The organism is Pseudomonas sp. LBUM1646, assembly GCF_059716165.1.
This window is the reverse complement of the sequence record NZ_CP166810.1, coordinates 4,618,012-4,632,389: the sequence shown is the minus strand read 5'-3', so window position 1 is coordinate 4,632,389 and position 14,378 is coordinate 4,618,012. Positions and strand designations below refer to the sequence as shown.

Here is a 14,378-nt window from a genome sequence, read left to right as displayed (position 1 = left end):
TCCTACATTCGGATGTCGTACACCCTGAAGGAGCTGCCGAAGGCTGCGATCTTTTAGCGCTTCAAACCTTCAACACCTTCCCGCCAATGGCCACCGCCACCAGCAACACCGCCATCAACCCAAACGCAAAACTCAAACTGCTGCCATGGGCGATAAACCCGATCAGCGCGGGTCCGGCGAGAATCCCTGCGTAACCGAGGGTGGTAATGGCCGGTACGGCGATGCTTTCCGGCATGACCGTCTGTTTGCCCACCGCGGTGTACAGCACCGGCACAATGTTCGAGCAACCCGCGCCAACCAACGCATAACCGATCAGCGCCGCTTCCCAGCTTGGAGCAAACGTCGCCAGCGCCAAGCCCACCGCAGCCGTCAGCCCGCCAAACACCATCACCTTTGTCGCGCCCAGGCGCCGCACAATTGCATCCCCGGTCAAACGCCCGGCGGTCATGGTCAGCGCAAACGCCGCATAACCGAGCCCGGCATACGCCGTGTCGATACCGCGCTCCGAGGCCAGGAATACTGCGCTCCAGTCGAGTACCGCGCCTTCGGTGAGGAAAACGATGAAACACATCATGCCGATAAACAGCACGATGCCATGGGGCACGGCAAACGCCGGTCCGGAGCTTTCACTGCCATAAGGCAACAGATGCGGCGCCGCTTTGAGCAACGCCACGATCAGCATCACAATCACCACCAGCGTCGCGCCGAGCGGCGAAACACCCAGGCCGAGCAAACCGCTGACACCCGCCGCACCGACGATCCCGCCGAGGCTGAACAAGCCATGGAAGCCCGACATCATGGTCTTGCCGCTGGCCCGCTCGACGATCACCGCTTGCAGGTTCACCGTCGAATCCACCGTTCCCAGCCCCGCGCCAAACATGAACAGCGCCGCGATCAACGCCGGAATCGACGACACCGTCGCCAGCAACGGCAACGCCGCGCAGATCAGCAACACCCCGGCGCTGACCACGCGACGACAGCCAAACCGCGTGGCCAGAATACCCGCCATGGGCATCGCAATAATCGACCCCACCCCCAGGCACAACAGCAGCAAGCCGAGGGTCCCTTCATCCAGTCCGGCCCGCGCCTTGGCATACGGCACCAGTGGCGCCCACGCGGCGATGCCGAACCCGGCGATGAAAAAGGCGATGCGGGTGGACATCTGTTCCAGGCGTCCGGGAACAAATGCGGCTTGCGTGTTGAGGTTGGTCATATCGATCCTTGGCAAAAAACGTCGCGTACCCAAGGGACAGTGACTTACCGGTCAGGTTCGATCAGCGTCCGCAGCGGTTCGCGGTCAGGCAGGGTGACATCCTTGCACAGCCTGACCCTCCATCGCGAGCGCGGGTGTCACTGGCCTTCGCACAATCGGCGCAGTTGTTCGTCCCGCACTTGCAGGATTTCGAACAAACCCAACGCCTTTAGCGCCGGCAAGGCCTCGATGATGTCCTGCTCGGCCTGCCGTCGTTGTTCATCGCTGGCGCCTGCGTCGGCGAGCACTCGCGCATTGATAAGGAAAGCCCCGACCGTGCCTTTGCGCACGGTGGTGCCGTTGAATTGGCCTTGGTTCAAATCGTCGGGAAGCAGGTCTTCGGCGCGCATAACGGTGACTCCTGTTGAATGAGTGCTCAGCCTAAAGCGTTGGTTGTGGCTAAACTGCGTCATCTGGGTCATTCGATACTGTGAAGCTGCCAATGGCTAAACCGCTGATATCTACAGAGTTGGCACAGTCCGCCACGGCTGCGCAGGTGATCGCCGTCATGCTGGACAGCCCGGTCGAGCGCCAAAGCGCCTTGCACCAGCATGCTCGTGGCCAATTGCTCGGGGCGCGTCGCGGTTTGTTGTCGGTGGACGCGGCGGATCATCATTGGGTGGTGCCGGCCACCCATGCGGTGTGGATCCCGCCGGACTGCCTGCACGGCTTGCGCTCCCACGGCCCGTTCCATGGCTGGAGCGTTTATGTGGTGGCGCCGGATTGCGTCGGGTTACCGGAGCAGCCGTTAATCATTGCGACCTCGGGTTTACTCCGAGAAGCCGTTGACCGGGCCGCGACCTGGGGCGAGGGCGCACTCGATCAGCGCCAGGATCGGATCGCCCAACTCATCCTCGACGAAATCGCCACATCACCCGCCGAACCTTTCGGTCTGCCACTGCCCCAGGATCCGCGACTGCGGCGAATCACCCAGGCACTGGCCGATGACCTGGCCGACAACCGCTCACTGGAACAATGGGCGCAGTGGGGCGGGTTGTCGGCGCGAACCCTCGCCCGACGCTTTGTCAGCGAAACCGGCTTCACCTTCAGCCAATGGCGCCAGCGCGCGCGATTGTTGCGGGCGCTGGAACTGCTGGCGGCAGGGGAGGCGGTGACGAACGTTGCGCTGGAGTTGGGGTATGACAATGTCAGCGCGTTTATTGCGATGTTTCGGCGCACGTTTGGGATGACGCCGGGGCGGTATTTTATTGCCGGGCTTTGACGCCTACAGTACAGGCACTCTTCACGCTGACTTCAGGATCGATCCATGACGCCGTTCTACGATGCCCGAGGCAATATCTATGCGGTCGTGACGCCTGATGCAGTTCGCCACAGCGGTATCGAATTACCCGAACAGGCCAGTCACGCCGCACAAAACCGTGAGCATTGGGCGTTATCAGCCATCGAGGCATTCTGCGGCTGGGCACCTGGCACTCAACCGCCCGACAGCAAGGACCATCGCTGCGACGGCCTGCTGGTCGGCCCGTTTCAAGCAGCGGCGCCCTTTGATCTGCTGATCGTCAACACCGACGGCACCCTCGCCGAACGCAGTGGTAATGGCTTGACGATTTTCTCTCAGGCGCTCAGTGAGCAAGGGTTGCTGCCGAGCGAGGAAACCTGCGAGCTGCGGGTTCATCACGACAAAAGCGATTCGGTTTCGCCGGTGGAGACTTCGGTGAAACCGGCCGAGGTCGATGGTGTTCACGGATTCTGGCTGGATTTGGGCAAGCCCCTGTTCGGGCCGCAAGCGGTGGGCGCGCAAGGGGTTGAACGCGTGACATTGAACAGTCGCGACCTCAACCATGTGCAGCCATTGTCGGCGCTCGATCCGGCCTGGACGCGGAGCCAGTTTGTGCGAATCGGCAATCCCCATTGCGTGACGCTACTCACCGACGCCGCCGCACTGCCGAGCAATGAACAAATGCGCGAACCGACGTTGTCCGAAGGCCTGACCCGCATCGCTTATGCCACGCCGACCGGGGCCGGGCAGCCCTGCGCGGCGGGCGTCAATTTGCAATGGGCAATGCTTGAGTCTGAAAGACGAATCGTGGCTCGGGTGTTCGAGCGTGGGGAAGGGCCGACGGCATCGTCGGGCACCAGCGCCAGTGCGGTGGCGTGCGCGGCGTGGCGCGTGGGTTGGGTGAAGGCGGGAGAGGTGAAGGTGGTCATGCCCGGGGGGACGGCGCCGATTTCGCTGGAAGAACAGGGCGGCGAGTTGAGTCGGGTGAGGTTGTTCGGCATGGCCCGATTAATGGGGTGAACTCAGGATCGTCATCGCGAGCAAGCTCGCTCCCACCGTTGTTCTTCAGTGGGCACACGTTCTGTTCATCACAGATCCCAGTGAGCTTGCTCGCGATGGCGTCCGTTCAATCACCGTCTATTCAGGACCGATCCGCCCACTCCACCACCGGCATCTGCCGCTTCATCAACACCTCACCCCCGCGAATCGAATACAGCGGCAAGCCCTGGCTGCGAATCACCTCGTAATCACTGTCCGCCGACAGGATCAGCAAGTTCGCCGGGCGCCCGCGCTCAAGTCCATAACGATCCCCCAAAGCCATCGCCTTGGCACTGTTATCCGTCACCAAATCCAGCGCACTTTGCAGGTTGCGATAACCGAGCATGTGGCAGATGTGCAGGCCGGCTTCGAGTACGCGCAGGATGTTGCCGTTGCCCAGCGGATACCACGGATCAACGATGGAATCCTGGCCGAAACACACGTTCATGCCCGCTTCGAGCAGTTCGTTGACCCGGGTGACGCCGCGGCGTTTCGGGAAGTTGTCGAAGCGTCCTTGCAGGTGAATGCTTTCGGTGGGGCAGGAGACGAAGCTGATGCCGGAATGCCCGAGCAGGCGGAAGAGCTTGGCGCAGTACGCATTGTCGTAAGAGCCCATCGCCGTGGTATGGCTGGCGGTGACGCGCGAACCCATGTCGCGGCTGCGGGCTTCTTCGGCCAGCACTTCGAGGAAGCGTGAATGCGGGTCGTCGGTTTCATCGCAGTGCACGTCCACCAGGCAACCGGTGCGTTCGGCCAGGTCCATCAGGAACTTCACCGAACTCACGCCTTGATCCCGGGTGTACTCGAAATGCGGAATGCCGCCGACCACATCGGCGCCCATGCGAATGGCTTCTTCCATCAACTCCCGTCCGTTGCGGTAGGACTCGATGCCCTCCTGGGGGAACGCGACGATTTGCAGGTCGATCAGGTGACGGCTTTCCTCGCGCACTTCGAGCATGGCCTTGAGCGCGGTCAAGGTCGGGTCGGTGACGTCGACGTGGGTGCGCACGTGCTGGATACCGTGGGCGGCCAGGGTCTGGATGGTTTTCTTGGCGCGGGTCTTGGTGTCTTCCAGGGTGATGGTCGCTTTGCGTTCGCCCCAGCATTCGATGCCTTCGAACAGTGTGCCGCTCATGTTCCAGCGCGGCTCGCCGGCGGTGAGGGTGGCGTCGAGGTGAATGTGCGGCTCGACGAAGGGCGGCACCACCAGATTGCCGCCGGCGTCGAGGTCGTCGGGGCCCAGGGTCGGGGCTTCGGTCTGGCGGGCGATGTTGCCGATCAGGCCGTTTTCCAGGTGCAACTCATGCAGGCCTTCTTGGTTGCGCAGGCGGGCGTTGATGATGTGCATCAGGCGAATCCTTTTAGAGATCTTGTAGTGGTGCATCGGCAGTGCGGACACCCAGCACGCCGGTCAATATCACATACGTTAGCGCGGCAGCGGCAATCCCTACCAGCGGCGCGACCCACGGTGAGCTGAACGCGGCGACAGTCCCGACCGCATAAGCACTCAGGCCGGGCCAGTTGAACGCCGGCAGCCGGGCGTCGGCCAGACGTGGATATTGGCCGCGATAACGGAAGAAAAAGTCCGCCATGATCACCCCACCGATCGGCGGAATCACCGTGCCCAGCAAAATCAGGTAGGGCACCAACATGTCGTACATGCCCAACAGTGCCAGCAACGTGCCGATCACGGCGCCGGCCAGGGTCACGGTTTTGCGCCGCCCGGTGCGCAGCAGGTTGCAGCCGGCGACGGCGAAGTTGTAGATGGTGTTGTCCTGGGTGCTCCAGATATTGAGCAGCAACATCGCCATCGCCGCCATGGCGAAGCCTTGCAACAGCAGCACTTCGACCACGTCCGGTTGCTGATAGACGATCGCCCCGTAGGCGCCGATCAGCACCATCAGGCCATTGCCGATGAAAAAACCGATCAGGCTGGCCAGCACCGCGACCCGCGCCGAGCGCGAGAACCGTGTCCAGTTAGTCGCCTGGGTGGCGCCACTGACGAAGGTGCCGAACACCAGGGTAATCGCGGTCGACCAATCCAGCGTGCCGCTCGGCACCACCGCGAGCAAGCCGTCGAGCCCGCCGACCTTCACCGTCGCGACCCACATCGACAGCATCAGCAGCAACATCATCGCCGGCACCGCGATGTACGACAGAATCTCCAGTCCGCGATAACCGACATACGCCGTGGCGCAAAACGCCATGCCGAACAGCACCATCAGCCCGAGCACCGTGCCTTGCTCCAGTTCGAAATACTTGCCCAGCACCACGGCGGCCGTGGCCGTACCCCAGGCGTACCAGCCGATCTGAGTGAAACCGAGGATCAGGTCGCTGAGCTTGCTGCCGACCTCGCCGAAACAGAATCGCCCCATCAACACCGAGTTGAGTCCACTCTTGAAGGCGATATAGCCAAGCCCGGCGGCGTAGATCCCCAGCAGCAGATTGCCGACGATAATCACCGCCATCATCTCGCCAAAACTGAACGCTACCCCGAGCTTGCCGCCGGCAAACATGGTCGCGGTAAAGAAGGTGAAACCCAGCAGCACCATGGCTGTGGAGGCGAGGCCCTTGCGCGCGTGCATTGGGACTTCGCTGAGGGGGTAATCGTTACCCGGGTCGTTCTGCGTCATGGGGCGTTCCTTGCTGGATGAGAGACGCGAAGAGGGTTGCAGTGGTCGTGCCAAGCGTGGGTGGTGGGGTTATTTATAGACGAGGCGGGGGACCAGGGCGCGAAAGCAGTGCAACGGATGGACCACAAGACCCATGTGGGAGCGATGATCGTTCCCACGCTCTGGTGGGAATGCCTCAATGGACGTTCTGCGTCCGCGTCCGCTTCGGCAAGGACGCGGAGCGTCCCGGGCTGCATTCCCACGCGGAGCGTGGGAACGATCGTCACCCGACCGAGGGCAAAAACCGCAGCAACGCCGCGACAATCGCTTCCGGCGCATCTTCCTGCACCAAATGCCCGGCGTTGGGAACTGCATGGAAACGGGAGCCAGGAATCATTCCATGCAACGCCCGCCCGCGTTCGATGGGAATCCACTGATCATCCTCCCCCCACAGAATCTGTACCGGGCAACGAATTGTCGGGTACAACCCTTCGGCCTCACGGGTATAGCGCTCGTCCATCTGCGCGATCTGCCGGTAGAACGCCGCTTGCCCCGGCTCCCCCAACCACGGCTGCACATAGGGCGCCAGCTCAGGGGCGGGAATCTCACGCTTGATCGCCCCGCGAATATAGGTCGGCACAATCACCCGCTGAATGTAATCGGGCAGCCCGCTGAACGCCGCCTCATGCTGGCGCACATGCTGCACAAACGGCGAACCCCAGGGCGTCAGCGCCACGGGGTCGATCAGGGTCAGACTGCGGTAATCCCTGCCGTTGAGCAGATGGGCGCGCAGGGCGGTGGCGCCGCCGAAATCGTGGGCCACCACGTCTGGCCGCTTCAGCCCCCAGTGGTCCAACAGCTGGGCCAGCAACTCGTTCTGGACGCCGAGGGACACATCGCCGTCGATTTTCTCGGATTGTCCATAACCCAGCAGATCGAAGTAATGCACGCGATGAGTAGTGATGAAGTGCGGCGCAATCCGATGCCACACGTAAGACGAGAACGGCGTGCCATGCACGAACACCAACGGCGGGCCGTCGCCACGTACGGCGTAGCGTACGGAATGCCCATTGAAGCGATAGGTCTGGGGCAGCGGCCAGTCAGTCATCGGGGGTGTCCTCTTGGCAAGTGGGAGCCAAAAAGCATAGGCATAAAAAACAGCCATTGAAGGCTGTTTTTATATTCACTGACGAAATGCCTATTCCCCGTGGGAGCGAGTGTTTTTTAGCTCAGTGATTTGCTCATGTGCACCCGCCGCAGGCCGTTTTCTTCGACCCGATGGGTTTCGACATACCCTCGGCGGATGTACAGCACAATGTTTTCACTCATCGCTTCGTTGGTGTACAGCCGAATGGATGGGTAACCCGCGTCGAGCGCATGGCGTTCGGCGAAGTCCAGCAACTGCCGGCCATAACCTTGCCCTTTGACCGCCGGGCTGACCGCGATGTTGTCCAGCAGCAAGTATTCTTCCGTGTCGATCAGCACCACAAAACCGCTTAGCGTCTGTTCATGCACGAGGACATGGACGCGCCGGGCCAGTACCTGACTGGCGTAGTCATCCAGCATCGGCGCGGGTTTGCGGCCGATGCGCTCGATGTAAGGCGAGTACGCCGCCTCGACGATGGCCTCGATCTGCGCGATGTCCTCAAGCGTAGCGGGACGAATAAGCAGCGACATGAGACAGGTTCCTTTGGGCCAAGGATGGGGCCCGACTGTACTCGGCGTGAGGGTGAAACGACAGGCATAAAAAAACCACCGTCGCCGGTGGTTCTTCTCAATCAGGTGTTGTTACTCACCGTGATAGATGCAACCGCTGGTGCAGGTTTCGTGGATACGAATCGCGCTGAGTTCCGGCAGCAGTGGCTTCAATTCAGTCCAGATCCATTTGGCCAGCACTTCACTGGTCGGGTTTTCCAGGCCAGGAATGTCGTTCAAATAGTTGTGGTCCAGGCGCTCGTAAAGCGGCTTGAAGATCGCCTTGATTTCCGAGAAGTCGCGGATCCAGCCAGTGTGCGGATCAAGGTCGCCGCTCAGATGGATCGCCACTTTGAACGAGTGACCGTGCAGGCGACCGCACTTGTGGCCATCCGGCACGTGGGGCAGGCGGTGGGCGGATTCGAACGTAAACTCTTTGAAGATTTCCACAGTGATTTTCAGCTCTGTCAGGTGGCGATCGCCGCGGCGATGTGGGCAGGCGGCGAGTTTACCAGTTTGTCCTGACTAAAGGGTCAGCAAGCGCTCGCCGAGGCGACCGCTGGCGGCCAGTTCGAGGAACTCGTCGCCCATGCGGCGGCTTTCATCCATCGCCGCGCGCCAGTATTTCTGCCGGCTCGGGGCGTCACCCATGAAGCGCTTGAAGTCGTTACGGTCCGGCAGTTTGCCGTAGGGCAGGCGCGACAGGTAATCCTTCGACGGCGCCAGCAGCAGGACATCTTGCAGGCGCGTCGAGCAGGCGCGGCGCCACGGCAGGGTCTTGTCGAACCAGCCGGGAATCACCCGATCGGTGAAGTGCGGATAGAGCACGATGTCGTTGCCGCTGTAGGGCAGGTCCAGGTGATAGTCCAGCAGACCGCCGTCGCGGAACGTCCCGGCACCGGCCCCCGGCAGGTCACGCACGCCTTCCATGACCATCGGGATCGAGCCCGATGCCAGCAAGGCCTGGCGCAAGTTGCCGGCATTCAGGGCAACGAAGCGCGACGGGAAGTCATTCAGCGCATTGACCGGCGGTGCCAGGCGCGGGTCGTGGATGATCAGTCGCTCGAAATGCCGAGACAGCCGCGCCCGACCGCGCAGGTTGTCGGCGATCACCGACGACAGGCCCAGCCCGAGGCGGCCGCGATGGTCGTGGGCGAGCAGGCCGTGGCTTTTGACCACCATGATGTTCAGTCGGTAATGCGCATTGTCGAGGATCAAGGCATCGCGACCGTCCAGCAACTCATCGAGCATGCGCCGGGAGCTCTGGCTGATTTGCGCCATGGTCACGCCCTTGTCGAAATTCTGCTCGGTGTACAGATGCCCGAGGCGGCGAATGCCTTCGGCCGCATCCGGCAGACACGCGCTGGCGAACCGCCAGGAACCCACCGACGCACCAATCAACGAACGCTCCCGCGGTGCCGCGGGCAGCCATTCGCCGAACAGCGCCAGGTCCAGACCTTGAATCCCCAACGCCTTGGGGCCACCGGCCGCTCCCGGCAGCGTGCCGACGTCGGCGGCGCTCAGACCGTTTTCACGAATCCGCGCAAAGGCCCGAGGGCCGGCCTTGAGGGTCAGGGAGGGGAACTTGATGTGGATAGCGGTCATACCGGTCTCGATGTCGGGCAAGCGGGGGATTATAGACGCGCCGCACCCGATCAATGTAGGAGCTGCCGAAGGCTGCGATCTTTTGATCTTGATCTTTGACGATAGGGAAGCCGCTGAAAATCAAAAGATCGCAGCCTTCGGCAGCTCCTACAGGGTGCAGTGTTGTCATGACCAATGATGGCAATTCAGTTTCAGTTAAGTTCGCCCCGCTATGGTGCACCCCGTACGCAACACATAAAAAAATACGGAGACACCCCATGAAAACCCTGACTGCCCTGTTCACCGCGTCCGTCATAGCCATGACCGCCAGCCTCGCTCACGCTCGTGACCTCGGTCCCGATGAAGCCCTGAGACTGCGCGACGCTGGTACCATTGTGTCTTTCGAGAAGCTCAATGCCACCGCGCTGGCCAAACATCCCGGTTCCACCATCAGCGAAACCGAACTGGAAGAAGAGTACGGCAAGTACATCTATCAGGTGGAAATGCGCGACCCGCAGGGTATTGAGTGGGACCTGGAGTTGGACGCTGTCAGCGGGCAGGTTCTCAAGGATCATCAGGATACGTAATGAAGTTTTTTTCAGTTTCACGCACGGCGCTGGTGCTTCTGGCGTTTTGCTCGGTGGTCGTGGCTCGCGACCTGGATCAGGACGAGGCGCTGCGCTTGCGTCAGCAGGGCGTGATCCTGCCGTTGGAGCAGCTGTTGCAGCAGGCGCTCGACCGCTATCCCGGCTCCAAATTGCTGGAGGCGGAGCTTGAAGAAAAACACGACGTCTACATTTATGAAGTCGAGCTGCTGACCACCGAAGGCGTGGTTCGTGAACTCGACATCGAGGCCGCCACCGGCCGTTTATTGAAAGACAAGGAAGATTGATCGATGCGCTTGCTCCTGGTGGAAGACCACGTGCCCCTGGCCGACGAATTGATGGCCGGCCTCAACCGCCAGGGCTACGCCGTGGACTGGCTGGCCGACGGGCGCGACGCGGTGTATCAGGGCAGCAGCGAGCCTTATGACCTGATCATCCTCGACCTCGGCCTGCCGGGTTTGCCGGGGCTCGAGGTGCTGACCCAATGGCGCGCCGGCGGCTTGTCGACGCCGGTGCTGATCCTCACCGCGCGCGGTTCCTGGGCCGAGCGGATCGAAGGCCTCAAGGCCGGCGCCGACGATTACCTGACCAAACCTTTTCACCCCGAAGAACTGCACCTGCGGGTCCAGGCGTTGCTGCGTCGTTCTCACGGCCAGGCCAATCAGCCAACGCTCAAGGCCGCTGGCTTGCATCTGGATGAAGGTCGCCAGTGCGTCACCCGCGATGGCGCCGACATTCAACTGACCGCCGCTGAATTCCGCCTGCTGCGTTACTTCATGCTGCACCCGGAACAGATCCTCTCCAAAAGCCACCTCGCCGAACACCTCTACGACGGCGAAACCGAACGCGATTCCAACGTGCTCGAAGTCCACGTCAACCACCTGCGGCGCAAGCTCGGCCGCAGCGTCATTGAAACCCGTCGCGGCCAGGGTTACCTGTTCGGCGGGCAATCCCAGTGAGGTCGATCCAGCGCCGCTTGAGCCTGGGCCTGATCAGCGTGATGGTGATTGTCGGCCTGGTGCTGGCGCAAACCAGTCTGTGGTTGTTCGAAGTGGGTTTGCAGCGTTATCTCGAAGCCGGGTTGCGCAATGACAGTGAAAACCTGCTGTCGGCGCTGGTGCGCGGACCTCAGGGGCTGCAACTGGATGAACGACATTTGGCGCCGGCCTATCAACGGCCATTTTCCGGGCATTACTTCCGTATCGATTTTGCCGACAGCCACTGGCGCTCCCGTTCGTTGTGGGACCAGGAACTGCCTCGCCTTGAGACCCCCGGTCTGGAGAGCAATCTGCAATTGGGCCCGGAAGGGCAGCAATTGCTGGTGTTGCGCTCGGACTATCGACGGCTCGGCCAGTCGATTTCCATCAGCGTGGCCCAGGATTACACGCCCGTGCGTCAGAGTTTCCTGCGCATGCAGCAAGTCGGCCTCGGGCTCGGGTTGGCGGGGCTGCTGCTGATTCTGCTGCTGCAACGAATCACCGTGCGCCGCGCCTTGCGTCCGCTGGAAAAGGCCCGCGAGCAGATCGCTCAACTGCAACAGGGCCAGCGCTCGCAACTCGATGATCAGGTGCCGGTGGAGCTGGAGCCGCTGGTGGCGCAGATCAACCATTTGCTGGCCCACACCGAAGACAGTCTCAAGCGTTCGCGCAATGCCCTGGGCAACCTCGGCCACGCCTTGAAAACCCCGCTGGCGGTGTTGCTCAGCCTGGCTTCCAGCGAAAAACTCGACGCTCACCCGGAGTTGCGCAAGGTCATCCAGCAACAGCTGGAACAGGTTCAGCAACGCTTGAATCGCGAACTCAATCGCGCGCGCTTGTCCGGCGATGCGCTGCCGGGAGTGTTGTTTGATTGCGATGCAGAGTTGCCGGGGTTACTGGCCACGTTGAACATGATTCATGGCGAGCACCTTGATTTGAGCTATCGCGCCCCGGCCGGCTTGCAACTGCCTTGGGATCGCGAAGACTTGTTGGAACTGCTCGGCAACCTGCTGGATAACGCCTGCAAATGGGCGGACGCCGAGGTTCGCTTGAGTGTGGTCGAGAGGGCAGACAAGTTTGAGCTGAGCGTGGAAGACGATGGCCCGGGCATCCCCGAAGACCAGCGCGCTCAGGTGTTCAGTCGCGGCACGCGGCTGGATGAACAAACGGATGGGCACGGGTTGGGGCTCGGGATTGTGCGCGACATCGTCGACACCTGGAGCGGTGGACTGCTGTTGCAGGAAAGCGAGTGGGGTGGGTTGAAAGTCGTGATCGAATTGCCCAAGCGCTGACACGAATCTCACGTACACCCCCAACACCTGTAGGAGCCAGGCTTGCAGGCGAAGGCGTCCTCAAAAACGCCTTCGCCGGCAAGCCTGGCTCCTACAAATAGCTATCTGCTTACGTGTGATGAATCTCCCGATCCTTGGTTTCCGGCATAAAGAAAATCCCCAGCACCGCCGTCATCACCGCAATCACAATCGGGTACCACAACCCGTAATAGATATCCCCCGTGGCCGCGACCATGGCAAACGCCACCGTCGGCAGGAACCCGCCAAACCAGCCATTACCAATGTGATAGGGCAGCGACATCGAGGTGTAGCGGATGCGCGCCGGGAACAGTTCCACCAGCCAGGCGGCGATCGGGCCGTAGACCATGGTCACGTAGATCACCAGGATGGTCAGCAGCAGCAGCACCATCGGGTAGTTGGTCTTGGCCGGGTCAGCCTTTTCAGGGTAACCGGCGTCCTTGAGGGCGGTGCCGAGGGTGGCGGTGAACGCGTCGTTGCGAGTCTTGAAGTCCGCGGCCGGCAGGCTGGTGCCCTCGAAGCTCGGGATCACTTTGTCACCGATGCGCACCTGGGCGACGGTGCCCGGTTCGGCTTTTTCATTCTTGTAGGGGATGGCTCGCTTCGCCAGCAGGGTCTTGGCGAGGTCGCAGGAACTGGTGAATTTGGCCTTGCCCACCGGGTCGAACTGGAACGAGCATTGGTCGGGATTGGCAATCACCGTCACCGGGTTCTTCTCTTGGGCGATGAACACGTCGGGGTTACCGTACTGAGTCAACGCATGGAAGATCGGGAAGTAGGTCAGCGCCGCAAGAATGCAACCGGCCATGATGATGCCTTTGCGGCCGATGCGGTCAGACAGACTGCCGAAGATGACGAAGAACGGCGTGCCGATCAGCAGTGAGCCGGCAATCAGCAGGTTGGCGGTCTGCGGATCGATCTTCAGGGTTTGCAGCAGGAAAAACAGCGCATAGAACTGCCCGGTGTACCAGACCACCGCCTGGCCGGCGGTGCCGCCGAGCAGGGCCATGATCACGATTTTCAGGTTGTCCCAGCGGGCGAAGGATTCGGTCAGCGGCGCCTTGGAGGATTTGCCTTCGGCCTTCATCTTCAGGAACACCGGCGACTCGCTGAGTTGCAGGCGGATGTACACCGAGACAATCAGCAGCAGGATCGACAGCAAGAACGGAATCCGCCAGCCCCAGGCCTCGAACGCTTCGGTGCCGAGCGCGGTGCGGCAGGCGAGGATCACCAGCAGCGACAGGAACAGACCGAGGGTCGCGGTGGTTTGAATCCATGATGTGAAGTAGCCGCGTTTGCCTTTCGGCGCATGCTCGGCGACGTAGGTTGCCGCGCCGCCGTACTCGCCGCCCAGGGCCAGGCCTTGCAACAGGCGCAGGGTGATCAGGATCACTGGTGCCGCGACGCCAATGGTCGCGTATCCGGGCAAAAAGCCCACCACAGCCGTGGAGATACCCATGATGACAATGGTGATGAGGAACGTGTGCTTGCGCCCGATCATGTCGCCCAGTCGGCCGAACACAATCGCGCCGAAGGGCCGAACGGCGAAGCCCGCGGCGAAGGCGAGCAGGGCGAAGATGAAGGAGGTGGTCTCATTGACGCCAGCGAAGAAGTGCTTGGCGATGATCGCGGCGAGGGAGCCGTAAAGGTAAAAGTCGTACCACTCGAACACAGTGCCCAGTGAAGAGGCAAAAATGACCTTGCGCTCCTCTTTGGTGATGCCGTGGTGGGGCGCGCTGCCCGTGGTTGTGCTGTCGATTACGGCCATGGGTCTTCTCCGTCTTGCTCTTGTTGTAGGCCGGAGCACCTCATTACTCTTATTGTCGCACCCAGGCCCTGGGGCTGATGTCATGGATTGCGCAAAGCAGGGGAACTGACAGCCTCGCATCGCTGCAAGGTTCCCTAAAGCATAATCAGCTTCGCGCAAATATCCACTCGCGGGCCTTTAAACCCGGGTCTACACCCACCGATCGTTCCCACGCTCCGCGTGGGAATGCCTCAACGGACGCTCCGCGTCCGCTTTTGGGACGCGGAGCGTCCCGGGCTGCATTCCCACGCAGAGCGT

15 protein-coding genes are annotated in these 14,378 nt (G+C 61.6%); 6 read left to right on the top strand and 9 right to left on the bottom strand.

All coding sequences use genetic code 11. The features are described from left to right. Positions 1–61: 61 nt before the first annotated feature. Positions 62–1,213: an MFS transporter gene (locus ACA071_RS21180; protein ID WP_497640947.1), complete on the bottom strand. Its 1,152-nt coding sequence runs from the start codon at positions 1,211–1,213 to the stop codon at positions 62–64. A 137-nt stretch (positions 1,214–1,350) separates the two neighbouring features. Next, a complete protein-coding gene (locus ACA071_RS21175; RefSeq protein ID WP_497640946.1) occupies positions 1,351–1,602 on the bottom strand; it encodes a hypothetical protein in 252 nt (83 codons plus the stop codon). A gap of 92 nt (positions 1,603–1,694) precedes the next feature. Between ACA071_RS21175 and ACA071_RS21170 the strand changes: the two genes are divergently transcribed. Next, positions 1,695–2,474, top strand: a complete 780-nt coding sequence (locus ACA071_RS21170) for an AraC family transcriptional regulator (RefSeq protein WP_497640945.1) — start codon at positions 1,695–1,697, stop codon at positions 2,472–2,474. A 45-nt stretch (positions 2,475–2,519) separates the two neighbouring features. Continuing rightward, positions 2,520–3,512, top strand: coding sequence for a diaminopimelate epimerase (locus ACA071_RS21165; protein ID WP_497640944.1), 993 nt, complete (start codon positions 2,520–2,522; stop codon positions 3,510–3,512). Positions 3,513–3,633: 121 nt separating this feature from the next. Here ACA071_RS21165 and codA read toward each other — a convergent pair whose 3' ends face one another. From codA to ACA071_RS21135, 6 genes are all read right to left on the bottom strand, one after another. Then, positions 3,634–4,878, bottom strand: a complete 1,245-nt coding sequence (gene codA, locus ACA071_RS21160; RefSeq protein ID WP_497640943.1) for a cytosine deaminase — start codon at positions 4,876–4,878, stop codon at positions 3,634–3,636. Positions 4,879–4,891: 13 nt separating this feature from the next. Further along, a complete protein-coding gene (codB, locus tag ACA071_RS21155; protein WP_497640942.1) occupies positions 4,892–6,163 on the bottom strand; it encodes a cytosine permease in 1,272 nt (423 codons plus the stop codon). Positions 6,164–6,425: 262 nt separating this feature from the next. Further along, the gene (locus ACA071_RS21150) at positions 6,426–7,250 is read right to left on the bottom strand and encodes an alpha/beta fold hydrolase (protein WP_497640941.1); all 825 of its coding nucleotides are present in this window, start codon (positions 7,248–7,250) and stop codon (positions 6,426–6,428) included. Between the two features lie 116 nt (positions 7,251–7,366). Then, a complete protein-coding gene (locus tag ACA071_RS21145) occupies positions 7,367–7,819 on the bottom strand; it encodes a GNAT family N-acetyltransferase (protein ID WP_497640940.1) in 453 nt (150 codons plus the stop codon). Positions 7,820–7,930: 111 nt separating this feature from the next. After that, entirely contained in the window at positions 7,931–8,287 is a 357-nt protein-coding gene (gene queD / locus ACA071_RS21140) for a 6-carboxytetrahydropterin synthase QueD (protein WP_201190933.1), read from the bottom strand. Positions 8,288–8,362: 75 nt separating this feature from the next. Next, on the bottom strand, positions 8,363–9,442 hold the full coding sequence (locus ACA071_RS21135; protein WP_497640939.1) for a patatin-like phospholipase family protein: 1,080 nt from the start codon (positions 9,440–9,442) through the stop codon (positions 8,363–8,365). Between the two features lie 257 nt (positions 9,443–9,699). Here ACA071_RS21135 and ACA071_RS21130 point away from each other — a divergent pair, with 257 nt between their 5' ends. Genes ACA071_RS21130 through ACA071_RS21115 form a run of 4 tightly spaced genes read left to right on the top strand, consistent with a single transcriptional unit; the run spans position 9,700 to position 12,295 of the window. Then, positions 9,700–10,008, top strand: coding sequence for a PepSY domain-containing protein (locus ACA071_RS21130; protein ID WP_497640938.1), 309 nt, complete (start codon positions 9,700–9,702; stop codon positions 10,006–10,008). Then, positions 10,008–10,313 (top strand): PepSY domain-containing protein, encoded by a 306-nt coding sequence (locus ACA071_RS21125; protein ID WP_497640937.1) that lies wholly within the window; start codon positions 10,008–10,010, stop codon positions 10,311–10,313. Before ACA071_RS21130 ends, ACA071_RS21125 begins: the two co-directional genes overlap by 1 nt. A 3-nt stretch (positions 10,314–10,316) precedes the next feature. Next, positions 10,317–10,985 (top strand): response regulator transcription factor, encoded by a 669-nt coding sequence (locus ACA071_RS21120; RefSeq protein ID WP_497640936.1) that lies wholly within the window; start codon positions 10,317–10,319, stop codon positions 10,983–10,985. Next, positions 10,982–12,295 (top strand): sensor histidine kinase, encoded by a 1,314-nt coding sequence (locus tag ACA071_RS21115; protein WP_497640935.1) that lies wholly within the window; start codon positions 10,982–10,984, stop codon positions 12,293–12,295. The genes ACA071_RS21120 and ACA071_RS21115 overlap by 4 nt, the downstream gene beginning before the upstream one ends. Positions 12,296–12,404: 109 nt before the next feature. On the opposite strand, the gene ACA071_RS21110 is transcribed toward ACA071_RS21115, so the two are convergent. Further along, a complete protein-coding gene (locus ACA071_RS21110; protein WP_497640934.1) occupies positions 12,405–14,081 on the bottom strand; it encodes an MFS transporter in 1,677 nt (558 codons plus the stop codon). Positions 14,082–14,378 lie beyond the last annotated feature (297 nt).